General features: G+C 43.6%; 15 protein-coding genes. 14 read left to right on the forward strand and 1 reads right to left on the reverse strand.

Annotated features, from left to right (window positions below):
- Positions 1–13: 13 nt before the first annotated feature.
- The 3 genes from ligA to pulA all read left to right on the forward strand — a co-directional run bounded on the left by ligA (position 14) and on the right by pulA (position 5323).
- Positions 14–1972, forward strand: coding sequence for an NAD-dependent DNA ligase LigA (gene ligA, locus LXO72_RS02180; RefSeq protein ID WP_233331390.1), 1959 nt, complete (start codon positions 14–16; stop codon positions 1970–1972).
- A gap of 8 nt (positions 1973–1980) precedes the next feature.
- Positions 1981–2949 carry a diacylglycerol kinase family lipid kinase gene (locus LXO72_RS02185; protein WP_129269418.1) on the forward strand — a complete coding sequence of 323 codons (969 nt, stop codon included), beginning with the start codon at positions 1981–1983 and terminating at the stop codon, positions 2947–2949.
- 76 nt (positions 2950–3025) lie between these two features.
- On the forward strand, positions 3026–5323 hold the full coding sequence (gene pulA / locus LXO72_RS02190; RefSeq protein WP_233331391.1) for a type I pullulanase: 2298 nt from the start codon (positions 3026–3028) through the stop codon (positions 5321–5323).
- Positions 5324–5773: 450 nt separating this feature from the next.
- Here the strand turns inward: pulA and LXO72_RS02195 are convergent, their stop codons facing one another.
- The gene (locus LXO72_RS02195; protein WP_233331392.1) at positions 5774–7960 is read right to left on the reverse strand and encodes an LTA synthase family protein; all 2187 of its coding nucleotides are present in this window, start codon (positions 7958–7960) and stop codon (positions 5774–5776) included.
- 243 nt (positions 7961–8203) lie between these two features.
- On the opposite strand from LXO72_RS02195, the gene LXO72_RS02200 reads away from it, so the two are divergent.
- From LXO72_RS02200 to LXO72_RS02250, 11 genes are all read left to right on the forward strand, one after another.
- The gene (locus LXO72_RS02200) at positions 8204–9367 is read left to right on the forward strand and encodes a class I SAM-dependent rRNA methyltransferase (RefSeq protein WP_233331393.1); all 1164 of its coding nucleotides are present in this window, start codon (positions 8204–8206) and stop codon (positions 9365–9367) included.
- Positions 9364–10041 carry a type I 3-dehydroquinate dehydratase gene (gene aroD, locus LXO72_RS02205; protein ID WP_233331394.1) on the forward strand — a complete coding sequence of 226 codons (678 nt, stop codon included), beginning with the start codon at positions 9364–9366 and terminating at the stop codon, positions 10039–10041. The genes LXO72_RS02200 and aroD overlap by 4 nt, the downstream gene beginning before the upstream one ends.
- Positions 10031–10906 carry a shikimate dehydrogenase gene (aroE, locus tag LXO72_RS02210; protein ID WP_233331395.1) on the forward strand — a complete coding sequence of 292 codons (876 nt, stop codon included), beginning with the start codon at positions 10031–10033 and terminating at the stop codon, positions 10904–10906. The genes aroD and aroE overlap by 11 nt, the downstream gene beginning before the upstream one ends.
- A 101-nt stretch (positions 10907–11007) precedes the next feature.
- Positions 11008–12072 (forward strand): 3-dehydroquinate synthase, encoded by a 1065-nt coding sequence (aroB, locus tag LXO72_RS02215; protein WP_233331396.1) that lies wholly within the window; start codon positions 11008–11010, stop codon positions 12070–12072.
- A 20-nt stretch (positions 12073–12092) separates the two neighbouring features.
- Entirely contained in the window at positions 12093–13259 is a 1167-nt protein-coding gene (gene aroC, locus LXO72_RS02220; protein WP_233331397.1) for a chorismate synthase, read from the forward strand.
- A 12-nt stretch (positions 13260–13271) separates the two neighbouring features.
- Positions 13272–14378, forward strand: a complete 1107-nt coding sequence (locus tag LXO72_RS02225) for a prephenate dehydrogenase (RefSeq protein WP_233331398.1) — start codon at positions 13272–13274, stop codon at positions 14376–14378.
- A gap of 102 nt (positions 14379–14480) precedes the next feature.
- The gene (locus tag LXO72_RS02230) at positions 14481–14819 is read left to right on the forward strand and encodes a YlbF/YmcA family competence regulator (RefSeq protein WP_061564079.1); all 339 of its coding nucleotides are present in this window, start codon (positions 14481–14483) and stop codon (positions 14817–14819) included.
- A 274-nt stretch (positions 14820–15093) separates the two neighbouring features.
- A complete protein-coding gene (aroA, locus tag LXO72_RS02235; protein ID WP_233331399.1) occupies positions 15094–16377 on the forward strand; it encodes a 3-phosphoshikimate 1-carboxyvinyltransferase in 1284 nt (427 codons plus the stop codon).
- A complete protein-coding gene (locus LXO72_RS02240; protein ID WP_233331400.1) occupies positions 16370–16855 on the forward strand; it encodes a shikimate kinase in 486 nt (161 codons plus the stop codon). Before aroA ends, LXO72_RS02240 begins: the two co-directional genes overlap by 8 nt.
- Complete coding sequence (pheA, locus tag LXO72_RS02245) at positions 16846–17700, forward strand: prephenate dehydratase (RefSeq protein WP_233331401.1); 855 nt, start codon at positions 16846–16848, stop codon at positions 17698–17700. Before LXO72_RS02240 ends, pheA begins: the two co-directional genes overlap by 10 nt.
- A complete protein-coding gene (locus LXO72_RS02250) occupies positions 17697–19022 on the forward strand; it encodes an LCP family protein (protein WP_233331402.1) in 1326 nt (441 codons plus the stop codon). The genes pheA and LXO72_RS02250 overlap by 4 nt, the downstream gene beginning before the upstream one ends.
- The last annotated feature ends 45 nt before the right edge of the window (positions 19023–19067 follow it).

Consider the following 19067-nt stretch of genomic DNA (forward strand, 5'->3'; position numbering starts at 1 on the left):
GTAAAATAGAGATATGGAAACCAGAATGAAAGAGTTAGTAAACTTACTAAACAAATATGCAGAAGAATATTATACAAAAGATGCTCCTTCCGTATCGGATTATGAGTACGACCAGCTTTATCGGGAACTGGTTGCTTTAGAGGAAGCCCATCCAGAATTGGTCCAACCCAATAGTCCAACCCATCGGGTCGGAGGAACCATTCTCAAAGGGTTTGAAAAATACCAGCATACTTACCCGCTTTATAGCTTGCAGGACGCCTTCTCCTATGAAGAATTGGTGGCCTTTGACCAACGGGTTCGCAAGGAATTTCCATCTGTCACCTATGTATGTGAGTTAAAAATTGATGGCCTATCTATTTCACTTTCTTATGTCGATGGTGTCCTTGAAACTGGTGCTACACGGGGAGATGGGAGCATTGGAGAAAATATCACTGAGAATCTCAAGCGAGTTCGCGATATTCCTCTAGTCTTATCGGAACCTCTTACCTTAACCGTTCGCGGAGAATGTTATATGCCCCGTGCGTCTTTTGATGCTGTAAATTTGTCCCGTCAAGAAAATGGGGAGGCAGAGTTTGCGAATCCTCGAAATGCGGCAGCCGGTACTCTAAGACAGTTGGATACGAAGATTGTTGCGGAGCGTAAGCTCGCAACCTTCCTCTACCAGGAAGCTAGTCCTACTGACCAAGCGACCCAAGAGAAGGTATTGGCTAAATTAAACGACCTCGGTTTTGTCGTCAATCCTCATCACAAGACAGCGACCAGTATCGAGCAAGTCTGGGCTTATATTCAAGAAGTTGCAGCCATGCGAGACCAGCTTCCATATGATATCGACGGGGTCGTGATTAAAGTAAATGATCTAGCTGTTCAAGAAGAGCTTGGCTTTACCGTCAAGGCTCCCAAATGGGCAGTGGCTTACAAATTCCCAGCTGAGGAGAAGGAAGCAAAACTCTTGTCAGTTGATTGGACAGTCGGTCGGACTGGAGTGGTGACACCAACGGCTAATTTGACGCCGGTTCAGTTAGCAGGTACGACGGTTAGTCGAGCTACCCTCCATAATGTGGATTACATTGCAGAGAAAGACATTCGCAAGGATGATACGGTCATTGTTTATAAGGCCGGGGACATTATCCCAGCTGTCTTGCGTGTTGTCATGGATAAACGAGTATCAGAAGAGCGATTAGAGATTCCGAGCCATTGTCCGAGTTGTCAGAGCGAGCTTCTTCATTTTGAAGATGAAGTGGCCTTGCGTTGTATCAATCCCCGCTGTCCGGCTCAAATAAAAGAAGGACTCGCTCACTTTGCCAGCCGTGATGCCATGAACATTACAGGCTTGGGGCCAGCAGTGGTTGAAAAACTGTTTGCTAAAGAACTAGTTCAAGATGTAGCAGGTATTTATCGCTTGACCGTGGATGATCTCTTACAATTGGACGGCTTTAAAGAAAAATCTGCTCAAAAATTAGTAGATGCGATCCAGACATCGAAGGGAAATTCTGCTGAAAAACTATTGTTTGGTCTGGGAATTCGTCATGTGGGAAGTAAGGCTAGCCAGCTCTTGCTCCAGGAGTTTCATTCCATTCCAGCCTTAGCTGAGGCAGAGATTGAAAAGATTGCGGCGATAGACAGTTTAGGAATGGTGGTTGCTGAAAGTCTCAAGCGTTACTTTGCTCTAGAAGGTTCTCAACTTCTTTTAGAAGAGCTTAAGGATGCTGGGGTAAACTTAGATTACCTGGGACAAAAGGTTGTGGCAGATGCACCATTGTCTGGTAAAACAGTTGTATTAACTGGTAAACTGGAACGTCTGACACGTTCGGAAGCTAAGGCTAAATTAGAAGCCTTAGGGGCTAAAGTCACAGGCTCCGTGTCCAAGAAAACTGACCTATTAGTTGCAGGTAGCGATGCGGGTAGTAAATTAAGCAAAGCGCAGGAATTATCAATTGAAATACAGGATGAAGCCTGGCTTGAAAGTTTATAGAGGCATGTATGGAAAATAAGATTAAAAAAGCACGAGTGATATATAATCCGACTTCTGGTCAGGAAATCATTAAAAAGAACATCGCAGAAGTCTTGGATGTGTTAGAGGATGTAGGTTACGAAACAAGTGCCTATCAGACTACTCCTGAGCCTTTATCAGCCCAGTTAGAAGCAGAACGGGCTGCAAAAGCCGGTTTTGATTTGATCGTTGCTGCCGGAGGAGATGGAACCATTAATGAGGTGGTCAATGGGGTTGCTAGCCTCGAACATCGTCCAAAGATGGCTTTTATCCCTACGGGAACAACCAATGATTATGCGCGTGCTTTGAAGATTCCGATGGGAGATCCAGTCGCAGCTGCACGGATCATTGAGAAGAATCAAACCATTCAGATGGATATCGGACGTGCTTACGGAAGTAAATATTTTATCAATATTGCCGCTGCAGGGACTTTGTCTGAATTGACCTTTAGTGTGCCGAGTGAGGTGAAGTCGCGCTATGGCTACTTTGCTTACGTAGCGGAGGCAGTGAAGAAGTTCCCTAAGAATAAAACCCGCAAGGTGCGGATTGAGCACGACAATGGGGTCTATGTTGGACCAGTTTCGCTTGTCTTCGTGGCTTTGACCAATTCAATCGGTGGCTTTGAAAGTGTGGCACCAGATGCTAAACTTGATGATGGGAATTTCACCTTGATTTTAGTGAAAACCGCTAAATTATTTGATATGTTGTCCCTCATTATGCAAGCCGTTAATGGTGGAAAACACGTCAACGATTCAAATATTGAATATCTTAAAACCTCTAAATTGAAGATTGAAGTTTTGGACAATAAGGAAGAGTTCAAGATCAATTTAGATGGTGAATACGGTGGAGATACGCCAGTAGAACTAGAAGTCTTCCACAATCACTTGGAATTTTTTGCCAACATCGATGAAATTAATGACGATGCCTTGGTCCATTCAGAATATAAATCAGAAGAATAATGGAGAAATATTGCTGAGAGTGGGCAATGCCAGTTTCTTCTTACTTAGTTAATTAGGAAATAGGAAATACAAAACGATGCATCAGTATCAAGTGAAAATCCACTACCATCATCCCGTAGGTGATTATTTTGCCCGTGATATGTGGAAGTGGCATGAAGGAGTATGGGGAGAGGAAGTGTCTTTCTCCAAACTCGATTATTTTGGAGTTGAGGGGCTCCTAGTTTATAACTGTGAGACACCTCAACACATTGGCCATGTTATCATCAAGGAAGGAAACTGGCTTAGTCAGTCGGATGAATACCATATTGAGCTTTTACCAGAAGGGAAAGTACGAGAAGTCTGGTTGATTCAAGGAGATGACACTGTTTATTATTCCTTACAGGCTGCAATGACCAGTCATGAATACAGCCGTCGGAAGCCACACGCTTTTGATATGGCGACCCATTATCAAGAATTTGATGCCAAATGGGGCTATCAGGGTTGGTTGGGATATCGTCAGCAAGATGATGATTACCGCTTTAAACTTTGGGCACCTACTGCCAATAAAGTAGACCTTCTTATCTATGATTCTGTCGCCAATGACAGCAAGGTCTGGAAGATTGTCCCAATGGTTCGTGGTCAGAGAGAATCTAGCGACCATGTTCGCAATAACTGTGGTGTCTGGTATGCGGATGTCATGGGAAACCTCAGTGGACTTGCCTATCAGTATAAGGTTTATTTTGATTACCATACAGAGATTGCGCGTGATCCTTATACGATCGCTACCAGTGAAAATGGGAAAAAATCTGCCATTCTTTCTCATCAGGATTGCATCTTTCCCGCCTTTCAGTCAGAAGCTTATGAAAAGGCTGACTGGCGTCTGGATAATCCTTGTCAGGCGGTTGTCTATGAAATGCACGTCCGGGATTTTACCATCTCTCCGACTTCCGGTGTGGATGAAGCCTATCGAGGAACCTACCGAGGAGCTCACCAGACTGGGACAAAGAACGCCCAAGGCGATGCCACAGCCTTTGACTATATCAAGGAATTAGGGGTCAATGTAGTTCAACTGCAACCAGTGACCGACCGCTATAAGACCTATGATGAAGACGGGAATGTCCTCTACAATTGGGGCTACGATGTGCAGAATTACTCTGCTCCAGAGACTAGTTACTCGACCAAACCTCACGATCCTAAGACCACCATGCGCGAGTTAAAAGAAATGATACACGCCTATCATGAAGCGGGCATTTCGGTAGTCATGGATGTGGTCTATAATCATATCTATTCGACAGAAGATGGAGCATTCCAAACAACCGTTCCTGATTATTACTATCGAATGAATCCAAATGGATCCTTCCAAAATGGTACAGGAGTTGGGAATGAGACGGCCAGTGAGCATGAGATGTACCGCAAATTCATGATTGATTCCTTGACTCATTGGGTAACAGAATATAAGATTGACGGTTTCCGCTTTGACTTAATGGGGATTCACGATGTGGATACCATGAATGAAATCCGTGAAGCCATGGACGCGATTGATCCGCGGATTCTCCTTTATGGAGAAGGTTGGGATATGGGGACAGGCTTGGCTCCAGAAGATAAGGCCAAAAAGGACAATGCTTATCAAATGGCCCAAGTTGGTTTCTTTAATGATACCTCTCGAGATGCCATTAAGGGAGCTGAAGTCTTCGGATCCATCAAACGTGGGTATGTTAGTCGGAAGTCTACAGAAGACATCATTGCGCGTTCCGTTCTGGGAAGTGCAGAGTTGGGATCCTTCCTAACTCCAAGTCAGGTCCTCAACTATGTTGAAGCCCATGATAACTACAACCTCTATGATTTACTTTCTTATGTCCATCCAAATGATTCTCAGGAAAAAATTAAGAAGCAGGTAGAAATGGCGACAGCCATGAATCTCCTCTTCCAAGGGATGGCCTTTATGCAGGTTGGACAAGAGTTCCTACGAACTAAACTAGTTGCAACGGGCGAAGATGGAGAAGTGACACAGGAAGATCGAGAACGGGCTATGAATTCCTATAATGCGACAGATGCCGTTAACCAAGTCGATTGGAACCTAGTATCTGTCAACAAGGATACAGTCGAATATGTTCGTCAAATCATTCATTTGAAGAAGACCCTACCTGCCTTGTCCCTCGAATCATATGAGGAGATTTATCAACATGTCTTTGTACATACTGCCGATATGGGTAGTGGTGTTGTGGTCTTTGAATTGACCTGGGATAAACACTATTATGTTATCTTTAACACCAGTGGACTACCATTCTATCTCCAGAACGCAAATCATCTTGAGCTCCTTGTTGGAAATAGTCGAAACAAACGTCCATTCTATGTAGAGAATTTAACAGCATCTGTCTTTGAATGGAAGAAATGAGAGTGGGACAGAAATCGGTAATTCGTTAGAATTCGATTTCGTCGTCCCACCTCCGCACAGTTGAGTAGGGCTGTAAAAGCTGATGAAATCAGCGTAGTAGAGCCCACTCAACCACTGCGTCTTGCTCGACAATCCAAAAATAATTGAGAGGCTAGGACTTTTGTCCCAGCCTCATTTCAAATTTAAGAAAAGTCTTCTTAAAAACTTTCCTTAGGTGAGTCCGGACGTCAGCGAACTTCTCTGAAGTTCCAAGACTTAGTTTTGAACCTAAAGTTTCAAAACTCCCGAGTACTTGAAACATAGTGTTTCAAGTACTTTTCTCACAACGGAAAGTTTTAGATTTGCTTTAATAATCCAAGGTAATCGAAGTGTTTTTTGAAAAACAATCCAGTCTCCTTAAAGTAAAAATAGTTTGTCTACATTCAAAAATAAGATTGGGAGGTCCCAATCTTATTTTTTTTCTGATGAAGATGAGCTAGAACTACTTGAGCTGGAATCTTCACTTGAAGAAGATGAACTGAACTGTTCAGGGTGGAGTTCCTTATAGCTTGGCGCTTTGAAGAGATCAACGGTTGATTGATTGCCTCTTTGGCTATAGAGGCTGGTTGAGGCATCCCCTTTTTCTTTTTCAATTTTCTTCAATGCTTTCATCGAGTTATTGTAGGAGTAGTCATCTGGGTTGACTTTACCAAGATCATTTCCAGTATAGAATCGTAAGAGGTCTCCTGTCTGGATACTATCACTAATCTTGAGTTGTAAATTCGCTGCCTCACGGATCTTATCCAGTTGCTCTTTCGTTGTTTCGTCTGGATTGGTGATTTCCTCACCAGTCTTGGTGTAATAGGTCCGGCCACTGTAACTTGTATACTCAGGAGTCACAAAGTAGTTAGCAGAACGGAAAGCCACGATTTGACTGTGATCAGGAGATAACAAGTCTTGACCAACTTGAAGGAAGTTCTTAGAATCAATGCCTAACAAGTGTTCCAATGTTGGAAGCATATCAATCTCTCCACCATAGGTCTCAATGACTTTCCCCTTGTTCATACCAGGAATGACCACCATATACGGTACACGTTGCAACATGGCATTGTCATAACTTGACCAAGTCTCAGAGTTCTTATCAAGCAAAGGAGCCAGAGCTGGATTTCGAGAATTAGAAATACCGTAGTGGTCTCCATACAATACGATAATGGAGTTTTCATAAAGGCCAGAAGCTTTGAGATAATCGAAGAAGGCCTTAATAGAAGAATCCAAGTAGTTGGCTGTTGCGAAATAGCCATTAATGGTTTCATCTTGCGTCTCTGCAAGAGGGAAGCCAATCTCGTCACCAATCAGACTCGTCGTATAAGGATAGTGGTTGGAAACGGTAATGAACTTAGTATAAAACGGTTGTTGCATGTGTTCCAAGTACTTGATGGAATCCTTCAACATGATCTTGTCATTAAGTCCATACTGGAAGGAGTTGGTTTCATCTTGCTTGGTAAAGTATGATGCATCAAAGAAGTAATGGTAGCCCCATTGTTTGTAGGCTGTATTACGGTTCCAGAAGCTTCCGGCATTTCCGTGGAAAACAGCGCTGGATTGGTAACCATTCTTAGAAAGAATGAAAGGAGCTGCTTGCTGGGTATTGGTCCCACCGTAATTTACCATAAAGGAACCTTGGTTCAAACCGAACAAGCCTGTTTCAATCATGGTCTCTGCATCTGACGTTTTACCAGCTTTTACTTGGTTGAAGATATTGGCAAATGCAAAGGTTTCGTTTGAATGGTAAAGCGAGTTGATAAAAGGGGTCACTTCGTATTCTTTGTCATCGACTTTCAATTTATAGTCGATCAAGAATTGTTGGAAGCTTTCCAGATGGATATAGATAACATTTCGTCCCTTTGCGAGACCAAAGGTTTCAGGGTTTGGTTGTGCATAATGGCTAGCAACATACTCTTCAACTGGCTTCAAATCAACTTCAGAAGCCTTTGAGCGTTCTTTATTGGCCATGTAGGTCTGGTTGGCACTGTAACCCAAGAAGGCAGGCAAACCAAGAGCACGAACCACATAGTAGTTGGAGAACCCACGCGTCAACAATTCTGGGCGGTCAATCTCGGCCAAGAAAAGATTGGCTGAGAAGAGCATGGCAGAGAGCGAAGTCACTGCAAAACTTGCCCGCTTGTTAAAGGGACGGCGATCTAGTTTGACCAATTTCTTTAAGAAGAGGAAAGCTAGAATCGGGAAGTCTAAAACATAGATAATATCCCAGGGACGGAACAATTCTAAGGCTGCAGCTCCAAGACCAGCGGAAACCTTACTAGAGGCCAGCATGGTATTAACCGTCACGAAGTCTGTAAACTCACGATAATAAATCGAGTTGGAAATCAACCAGATAAATAAAATGACATAGATGCTAAAAGATAGCAAATAAAAGAGTTTGGTTCTCTTAATATAAAAAGCGAGACCAATCAATAAGAGGCTTAACGGTATCGGGTTAATGACTGCGAGAAAAACCTGATAGAAGCCTTGAATATCTAAATTAAAGTCTACTGTATAGGCCCACATGGTTTTAAACCAATAAAGCAACAGTAGGGTAAAGACAAATCCTAGTCTGGTACTCATAGCATCGAGTATCGTTTTGGTAATTTTTTTCACAAAAATATACTTCCTTGCCTTATTTCCTAAAAATTTTCTTACAACAGTATACCATAATTTAAAACGTTTTGAAAATAAAGCAAGTGGATAATGAAGGAATGAAAGTCGAGGATTGAGATTTGTCATCCATTACTAAACAAAAAGAGAGAGAATGTTCAAAGTGATGGTGAAGCCTATGTTATTAATCGAATTTTTAAAGAAGAGACTTTGTGAATTTTTGAAAATTTTGATACAATAGAGAGTATGAAAAAGCTGACAATTAACCGACAAGTTGAGAAGAAAATCCATAAAGGTTATAAGATTTTAGAAAAGATTGACTTTGGTCAACTTCCCTTTGACAATGAGGTGGTTGAGCTGGTCACAGCTTCGGGTCATTTTCTAGGGACAGGCTATCTTTCAGAGCAAAACAAGGGTCTTGGTTGGGTCATTTCTACCAAGAAAATCACCTTGGATCAGGCTTACTTTAGTCAGCTATTTGCTAAGGCCAAGTCCAAGCGCCAGTCTTACTATCAGTCGGAATTGGATACAGCTTTTAGAATTTTTAATCAAGAAGGCGACGGATTTGGTGGCTTGACCATTGATCTCTATGGAGATTATGCCGTCTTTTCTATCTACAATGCCTTTGTTTATCAAATCAGAGAGTTGCTTGTTGCAGCTTTTCAAGAAGTCTTTCCAGAGGTTTTGGGAGGATATGAAAAAATCCGTTTCAAGGATCCAGATTATGAGTCAGCCCATCTTTTTGGTCAAGAAGCTCCAGAGCATTTTTTGATTTTGGAAAATGGTGTTCGCTACCAAGTCTTTCTGAATGATGGCTTGATGACAGGGATTTTCTTGGACCAACACGATGTGCGTGCTAGTTTAGTAGATGGCTTAGCTGCAGGTAAATCCTTACTCAATATGTTTTCCTACACGGCGGCTTTTTCGGTAGCAGCGGCTATGGGAGGAGCAGTAGAAACGACTTCTGTAGATCTGGCAAAGCGGAGTCGCGAACTATCCGAAGCCCATTTTGTGGCAAATGGTTTAGAACTGAATCACCACCGCTTTATTGTGATGGATGTTTTTGATTATTATAAGTATGCCAAGCGTCATGGTTTGACTTATGATGTGATCGTTCTAGATCCTCCGAGTTTTGCTCGCAATAAGAAGCGTACCTTCTCAGTTGCGAAGGATTACCACAAACTGATTGAACAGTCCCTAGAGATTTTAAATCCAAATGGTATTTTGATTGCAAGTACGAATGCTGCCAATGTCAGTCGGGATAAATTTAAGAAAGAAATTGAAAAGGGCTTCAAAGGCCAAAAACATCGCTATATCAGTGAAGTTGGACTTCCAGCTGATTTTCGATACAATGAAAGGGAAGAAAGTAGTAATTACTTGAAAGTATTTACGATTAAGGTGGATCAATGAAATTAGTCGTTTCTGTAATGCCAAGAAATTTTGAAGAAGCACAGGCCATTGATGCCAGTCGTTATCAAGATGCAGATGTGATTGAATGGCGTGCGGATTACTTGGACAAAAATGATATTTTACAGGTTGCGCCTGCCATCTTTGAAAAATTTGCAGGCCGTGAAATTTTATTTACGCTACGGACACGGGAGCAGGGAGGAGAAATTGAACTTTCTGGTGAAGAGTACGTAGCCCTTATCCATGATATCAACAACATCTACCATCCGGATTATGTCGATTTTGAGTACTTTGGTCATCAGGTCGAGTTTAATCAGATGATGGATTATTCCAATCTTTGCTTAAGCTACCATAATTTCCAGGAAACCCCTGAAAATTTGATGGAAATTATGTCTGAATTAACGAGTCTTACACCAAAGCTGGTTAAAGTTTCGGTTATGGCCCAAAGTGAGCAGGATGTTCTGGATCTAATGAACTATACACGTGGCTTTAAGACGCTTAATCCTGAACAAGAGTTCGTAACCATTTCTATGGGGAAAATCGGCCGAATCTCTCGTATCGCTGCCGATTTAACCGGTTCTGTTTGGTCCTATGCTAGCGTTGGAGAGCAAAGTGCACCAGGTCAAATTAGCTTGTCCAGCATGCACAAGATTCGGGAGATCTTAGATGAAGATTGACGGCTATACGCGAATGGCGGCCGTGATTGCCAAGCCCATTCGTCATAGTATCTCACCCTTTATTCACAACCATGCTTACCAACTAACCGCTACCAATGCGGTCTACCTTGCTTGGGAAGTGGAAGAAGAACAAGTCGAACAAAGTCTTCAACAGTTACGGGCACTGGATATGTTGGGCGCTAATATTTCCATGCCTTACAAGAAAAAGGTCTTGCCATTTTTAGATCAGGTAGATGGAAGTGCACAACTTATTGGTTCGGTCAATACGGTTGTTCAGAAAGATGGTCGTTTAACAGGCTACAACACAGACGGACTTGGTTTTCTAAAGAGTCTCCCCAAGACTTTTTCGATAAAGAATAAGAAACTTGTCCTTTTAGGAGCAGGTGGTGCTGCGACTGCTATTGTTGTAGAGGCCAGTCGGCAAGGAGTTGGCGAGATTCATTTATTTGTTCGTCCAGAAAGCTTAGATAAGTATCAGGCTATCTTTGCTCCACTATCTGAAGCTCTTGCTGTTTCAATTGTTCTTCATGACTTATCCAGTCGGGATCAGTTAAATGCAACGATAGAGGGGACCGATTTATTGATCAATGCTACAGGAATAGGAATGGACGGGTCTTCTCTCCCTATTCCGAAAGACTTTATCTTTCCTAAAGGTTGTCTAGTGGCTGATTTAGCTTATTTTCCTGCCAAGACACCATTTCTTCAATTAGCAGAAGAACAAGGGGCAAAAACCTTAAATGGCTTGGGAATGCTCTTCCAACAAGCTACCGTTGCCTTCGAACTGATGACGGATAAAACTTTCCCGGAAGAGGAAGTCTGGCAAGCTTTGAAATTGGAATACCCAGATTATGTATTAGAAAAATGATGGAAGAAAACAGAAAAACTTAATCAAGTATGCTCTGTTTTCTATTTTTATACAATAGTGAAATTGTAATCTTTTTCACATGGATTTGAAAGGAGATACTTATGAAGGTGAATGTTGATCTACCAAAGAATGGTTATGAGATTGTCATTGAGAATGGAGCGATCCAAAAGGTTGGAACCTGGCTCAGTCATTTATGGGAAGCTCAAAAAGTAGCAGTCATAACAGACAATCATGTAGGATCTCTTTATGCAAGTCAGGTGGTAAAAAGCCTTGAAAGTGAAGGATTTACAGTAATTAGCTATGAGTTCCTAGAAGGAGAAGCTAGTAAAAATCTGACGACCGTTCAAAAAGTCTATGAATTCTTAGCCAAGAATGGCATGACACGATCAGACGGCATTCTCGCTCTTGGAGGTGGTGTTGTTGGTGATCTAGCTGGCTTTGTAGCTTCTACCTATATGCGAGGGATTCATTTCGTCCAAGTACCAACTAGTTTGACGGCTCAGGTTGACTCCTCTATCGGAGGTAAGACCGGAGTCAATACACTCTATGCTAAGAACATGGTAGGAACCTTTGCCCAACCGGATGGGGTATTGATTGACCCTGAAGTGTTGCGGACTCTTGGCCAGCGCGAGTTGATCGAGGGCATGGGGGAAGTCATTAAGTACGGTCTCATCGAAGATCCTGCCTTATGGGAAGAACTGGATCAAATGGATGGCTCCATTGAGTCTATTTATGAGCATGCAGAATCCCTGATTGCCCATTCCTGTCAAGTCAAGCGCAAGATGGTCGTCGAAGATGAGCTAGACCAAGGCATTCGCCTATATCTAAATTTTGGTCATACCCTTGGCCATGCGATCGAAGCAACAGCCGGTTATGGCCAGGTCATGCACGGGGAAGCCGTAGCGATTGGAATGGTGCAAGTTACTAAGGTGGCCGAAGCTAAGGGATTGGTTCAAGCCGGTTTAACGCAGGCTATTCGTCAAATGTGTCAAAAATTTGGCTTACCAGTAGAATTCCATACTTGGGATAAGGAAAAGCTTTATCAGGCCTTAACCTTGGACAAGAAGGCGAGGGGCAATCAATTGAAACTCGTTTTGGTACCAGAAATTGGAACTTGTCAGATCCATCCAGTCCCATTGGAAGAAATGAGAGACTTCTTAAACTAGAAAGCGACAAAGGAGATAGCATGCGTTATTTAACAGCAGGAGAATCACACGGACCACGACTTACAGCTATTATCGAAGGAGTGCCAGCAGGGCTCCCTTTGACAGCTGATTATATCAACGTCGAATTAAAACGTCGCCAGGGTGGCTACGGTCGTGGAGCACGAATGAAGATTGAAAGCGATCAGGTCGAGATCACGTCAGGTGTTCGCCATGGCTTAACCATGGGAGGGCCTATCACCTTGAATGTCACCAATCTAGACCATCAAAAATGGCTGGAGATTATGTCTGTTAGTGATGTGGAGGAAAAGAAGAAGGGGCTCCGGAAAATTACCAAGCCTCGTCCAGGCCACGCTGATTTGGTCGGCGGAATCAAGTACCGTTTCGATGACTTACGAAATTCTTTGGAAAGATCATCCGCTCGGGAAACAACCATGCGGGTAGCAGTAGGTGCAGTAGCCAAACGTCTATTGGAAGAGATTGGGGTTCAGGTAGCCAGCCACATCGTCAATTTCGGTGGCATCGAAGTAGAGGTTCCGGAAAATCTAACGGTTTCCCAAATCAAGGAAGCGGTTGCTCAGTCAGAAGTTTCCATCGTCAATCGAGAGCGAGAAGAGGAAATCAAGGCCTATATCGATAGTGTGAAGAAAGAAGGGGAAACCATCGGAGGGATCGTCGAAACGATTGTAGGTGGTGTGCCTGTCGGTCTGGGATCTTTTGTCCAATGGGACAAGAAATTGGATGCCAAAATCGCTCAAGGGGTTGTCTCTATCAATGCCTTTAAAGGTGTAGAGTTCGGTCTAGGCTTTGAAGCAGGTCGTCGCAAAGGCAGTCAAGTCATGGACGAAATTATCTGGTCTGAGCAGGATGGGTATACTCGTCGAACCAATCATCTGGGCGGATTTGAAGGCGGCATGACCAATGGAGAGCCGATTATCGTCCGTGGAGTAATGAAACCAATCCCAACTCTTTATAAACCCCTCATGAGTGTCGATATTGAAACGCACGAACCGTATAAGGCAACGGTAGAGCGAAGTGATCCGACGGCGCTTCCAGCTGCAGGGGTTGTCATGGAGGCTGTTGTGGCAACGGTTTTAGCTACAGAAGTTTTGGACAAGTTCTCTTCTGATAATCTGGAAGAATTGAAGGAAGCTGTCGAGCGTCATCGGGCCTATACCAAAGCTTTCTAACTGGAGAAATAGATGGAAGAAAAGGTTGTTTATATCGTCGGTCTAGGACTGATTGGCGCTTCGTTAGCCATGGGGATCAGGAAAGCTCATCCGCAAGTGACTTTACTAGGCTATAATCGCAGTCAGGCCTCACGGGATATTGCACTTAAGAATGGCATAGTGGATGAGGTGACGGCTGATTTGGAAGAGTTTGCTTCTCGAGCTGATGTCATTATCGTCTCCCTACCTGTCAAGCAAACCATCCAAACCTTTCAGCAACTGGCGAGAATGCCTTTTAAAGAAGGAGTCATTGTAACAGATGTGGGCTCTACCAAGGGGGCCATTGTAGAAGCTGGCGAAAATGCTTTTACACATCTCCCAGTCCGTTTTGTCGGCGGGCATCCCATGGCGGGAAGTCACAAGACAGGAGCTGCCTCAGCTGACTCCACGCTCTTTGAAAATGCCTACTATATTTTTACCCCAACAGCTACGACAGACTCAAGTGCGGTCTTGGAATTGAAGGATTTACTTTCAGGGCTTGGAGCCCGCTTCATCGAGGTAGATCCAATGGAACACGATCGGGTTACTTCCCAGATCAGTCACTTTCCCCACGTATTGGCAGCTACCCTGATGGGACAAGCAGCTGCTTATACAGAAGAGCATGCCCTAGCAGGTCGCTTTGCTGCAGGAGGATTTCGTGATATGACGCGGATTGCAGAGAGTGAGCCCAGTATGTGGACCTCAGTCTTGCTATCTAATCCAGCTGCTGTTCTCGATCGGATAGCGGATTTTCAGGATCGCCTTGAGCAAGTTGCTAAGATGATTCGCCAAGGGCAAGAAGATGCCATTTGGTCCTTCTTTGACCATAGTCGAGAGCAACGGCAGCATATGCAGATCCATAAAAGAGGAGGGGTGGAAAGCACCTTCGATATTTTTGTGGATGTTCCAGACGAAGAAGATGTCATTCTTCGAATCCTGGAGTTGCTTCGTGGTACCTCCTTGGTCAATATTCATATCAATGAAGAAAACCGGGAAGATGTCTACGGGATTCTTCAGATTTCCTTTAAGACGGCTGCTGATCAAGCGCGAGCTGAAGCCCTGATCACCGAGCAAACGGATTATAGTGTGGCGATCAAATAGTAGGTCCTAGGTAGGATTTTTACAAAAATAGCAGTTTCTACCACAAGATCTACCAGAATCTTTGTATAATAGAACAAAACCAAATCGTTAAGGAGAAATCACATGTCAAATATTTATGATCTAGCCAATGAGTTGTCACGCGGAATTCGTGACTTACCAGAATACAAGGCTGTCCTTGCTAGTAAGGAAGCCATTGATGCCGATGCTGATGCAAAAGCATTATTCGGAGACTACCTGGCTTTCCAACAAGAAATTCATGGAGTCATCCAGTCTGGACAAATGCCAACTGAAGACCAACAAAAGAAGATGCAGGACTTTGCTGGAAAATTACAAGGAAACCCAATTGTGAATGAATTTTTCACCAAACAACAGCAATTGTCTGTTTATCTAGGAGATATTGAACGGATTATTTTTGATCCAGTTCAAGATTTATTTAAATAAGGGAGAGAGAGTGGGACAGAAATCGATAATTCGTTAGAATTCGATTTCGTAGTCCCACCTCCGCATAGTTGAGTAGGGCTGTAAAAGCTGATGAAATCAGCGTAGTAGAGCCCACTCAACCACTGCGTCTTGCTCAACAATCCAAAGACAATTGAGAGGCTAGGACTTTAGTCCCAGCCTCTTTCGTTTCTCTTCTTAGAGGACCTTCCAAGTGAACGTTGAAAATGGCTGCTTTTTATGGTAAAATTTTTAGAAAAGCTTGAAGGGGTAAGCCATGAAATTACAAACGAATTGTAAGGGTTTAAATGGAATCATTCGTGTTCCAGGGGATAAATCGATCAGTCATCGTTCGATTATCTTTGGTAGCCTTGCGCATGGAACCACTAAGGTTTATGATATCCTCCGTGGTGAAGATGTCTTATCCACTATTCAAGTATTTAGAGACCTAGGCGTTTCTATCCAAGATGATGGTCAAGTGATCACCATCGAGGGAAAAGGTTTTGAAGCCTTTCAACAACCTAAGAATGATCTGGCTATGGGGAACTCAGGCACCTCTACTCGATTGATAGCGGGTGTCTTAGCAGGAAGTCCATTCCCAGTCACCATGGTTGGAGATGACAGCTTGTCTAAACGGCCAATGGATCGAGTGGCGATCCCCCTTCGAGAGATGGGAGTCACTGTCCAGGGTCAAACAGATCGAGACATTTTGCCCCTTCACCTTCATGGAACAAAAGAGTTACAACCCATCCACTATTCATTACCGGTAGCCTCTGCTCAGGTCAAGTCGGCTCTTCTATTTGCAGCTATGCAAGCAGAAGGAGAGTCAGTCATTCTAGAGAAAGAACTGACACGGAATCACACCGAAGATATGATCCAGCAGTTCGGTGGCCAGATCAGCGTGAAGGGCAAAGAAATTCGCCTGCATGGGCCTCAAAGCTTCCAAGCCTGTGAGGTGACGGTACCAGGTGATATTTCCAGTGCAGCCTTTTGGTTGGTAGCTGGTTTGATTGTCCCTAATAGTCAAATTCGTCTAGAGAATGTCGGGATCAATGAGACCCGTACAGGTATCCTAGAGGTTATCGAAAAAATGGGAGGCAAGCTTCAAATCTTGGATGTTGATCCCCTTGCTAAGGCTGCGACGCTTGTCGTAGAGACTTCCGACCTCCATGGAACAGAAATTTCGGGTGATTTGATTCCTCGCTTGATAGATGAGCTTCCAATTATTGCTCTTCTGGCAACTCAAGCTTCTGGCCAAACCATTATCAAAGATGCTGAAGAATTGAAAGTCAAGGAAACAGATCGTATCCAAGTAGTGGCAGATAGTCTAAATGCTATGGGAGCAACCATCACACCAACAGAGGATGGGATGATCATTGAAGGGAAAACGCCCTTACATGGTGCTTGCCTGCAAACCTTTGGTGACCACCGGATCGGTATGATGGGAGCTATTGCAGCCCTGCTTGTAAGCGATGGTGAAGTGGAGCTTGCGCGTGCTGAAGCTATTAATACCAGCTATCCTACCTTCTTTGCAGATTTAGAAAAGGTGTCTCATGCCTAAAGTATTACTCGGCTTTATGGGAGCAGGGAAAACGACCATTGGCTCTTTATTGGATCCAGCTTTTGCAGATATGGATGCACTTCTAGTTCAACGCTTAGAAATGCCGATTTCTGACTATTTTGCTCGCTATGGAGAAGACAATTTTCGCCAGCAAGAGTCGCTTTTATTGCAAGAGTTACTCAATCAAGAGAGCTCGGTCATTTCAACTGGTGGGGGCATCGTCCTTAAGCCAGAAAATCGTGAGCTTCTCAAGAAGAATGCTTGTAATATTTATTTGCGGATTGATTTTGAGCGGCTTTATCACAGACTGGCTGCAGATTCTGCAACTAAGCGCCCTCTCTTTCTTAATAAAAAACCAGAAGAGTTTCGTGCCTTGTATGAGCAACGCCTGCCCCTTTATGAAGAAGTAGCCACACATGTGATTGATGTTGCTGATAAGACACCAGAAGAAATTGTGGAGATCATCCGATGCTTGTAGCTTATCTCGGTCCTAAGGGATCCTTTACCCATCATGTAGCCCTTGAAAGTTTTGAAGAGGCTACCTTGTGCCCATACGGCTCTATCACAGAAGTGATTAAAGCGTATGAGTCTGCCCAAGTTGATTATGCAGTTATCCCTGTTGAGAACTCTATCGAAGGTAGTGTTCATGAGACGATTGACTACCTCTTTCACCAGGCTCATTTTCAGGCTATTGCAGAAGTGGTCTATCCCATTAAGCAACAACTCTTGGCAGTTAAGCAGGATCAAGCCATTGAGGTGATCTATTCGCATCCTCAAGCATTAGCGCAAGGGAAAGCCTATGTCCAGGAGCATTTCCCTCAAGCCAGACTAGAGATGACAACTTCGACTTCCTATGCGGCTCGATATGTCTCTCAACATCCGGAACTTCCTATTGCAGCCATTGCGCCTTTGGAGGCCAAGGATGAATATGGTTTGGAAGTGGTAGCCAGTAATATTCAAGAGATGGATCAAAATTTCACCCGCTTTTGGATCCTTGGTGAGCGACCTTTTGAAGGCAGCCGCTCGCTGAAGAAAGCTGCTAGTAAGGATAGTTTGGCCATTACCTTACCAAGTAATATTGCGGGCTCCTTATGCCAGGCCCTATCTACATTTGCTTCAAGAGAATTAAATTTAACAAAAATTGAAAGTCGTCCTTTAAAGACGGCCCTAGGGGAGTATTTTTTTATCATCGATGTGGTGGATGCTGACGAACCGCTGTTTGCATCCGCCTATCAAGAACTGGAGTCCCTGGGGGTATCTATCAAAACCTTAGGCCACTATTGGGTCTATGTGCTAAACGACAATGAAACGGAGAACGTATGAGTAGAGAATCAGAAAACCTATCCTATCATGAACAAAAAAGATTGGATTATCTTTATTCCAACTACCATTACCTAAATGAAAAGGAGCAGTTGGAATATAAGTATTTAAAAAATAAATCAGAGGGACGATTCCAAGACGATCCCGTTTCAGAAAGAGCAGAAGAGCCTGTTGCACCTTCAAGTAAAAGAGAAGACAATTCTGACGAATTACCAGTCTATCCATCACGTAGCCGGAAGGGCAAACCCAAAACCAATAAAAAGAATCGAGAGGAAGTAGCCGCTCTTCCCAAGCGTAAGAAGGGAAGAAAAATTCGCTTCAAACGTATTTTAAAATGGATAGCCATCTTCTTCTTATTGGTCATCGGTGGGATGGTCTTTATGTTTCTCAAAGGCTTGAATAGTAAACCTGGTGGGACCAATGCCCAACCAGCTGTTAAAGAATATTTCAACGGCCAGAAGACCAAAGACGGGGTCAATATCCTGATCTTGGGAACAGATGGTCGGATCGGGGAAAGCTCGTCTGAGACGCGTACAGACTCCATCATGGTGGTCAATGTCAACAACAAGGACGGAAAGGTGAAATTGGTCAGCTTCATGCGAGATACTCTGGTTCATATCGATGGCGTGAGCCAACAAACGGATCCAGAATATCAAGATTACTATGACCAGAAGCTGAATACGGCCTTTACCATTGGAGAGCAGAATAACAACCAAGGAGCAGAGTTGGTCCGTCAAATGCTTAAGGATAACTTTGACATTGATATCCAATACTATGCCATGGTCGATTTCCAAACCTTTGCGACAGCTATCGATACTCTCTTCCCGAATGGAGTGGAGATGAATGCTCAGTTCTCCACCATTGATGGTGAAACTGTCTCTGAGGTTGAAGTCCCTGATGACTTGAATATGAAGGATGGGGTCGTTCCTCAACAGACCATCAAGGTTGGAAAACAACGGATGGATGGCCGGACCCTCCTCAACTATGCTCGTTTCCGTAAAGATGATGAGGGTGACTTTGGTCGGACCCGTCGCCAACAAGAGGTTATGTCTGCTATCATGCACCAAATCAAGGATCCAACCAAGCTCTTTACTGGATCTGAAGCACTAGGAAAGGTCTTCGCTATGACCTCAACCAATGTACCCTTCTCCTTCCTATTGACCAATGGGATTGGCTTAGTTGGAAGTGCCAGTAAGGGGATTGAACGCATCACCATCCCAGAAAATGGGGATTGGGTCGATGCCTATGATATGTATGGCGGCCAAGGTCTCCTAGTGGATTTTGAAGCTTACAAAAACAAATTGTCCCAAATGGGCTTAAGATGATATAATTAAGGGATAGGAATTTTGAAAACTCCATCCCTTTTAATT

It is taken from the genome of Streptococcus sp. XMC (assembly GCF_021341835.1).
Classification (GTDB): Bacteria; Bacillota; Bacilli; order Lactobacillales; family Streptococcaceae; genus Streptococcus.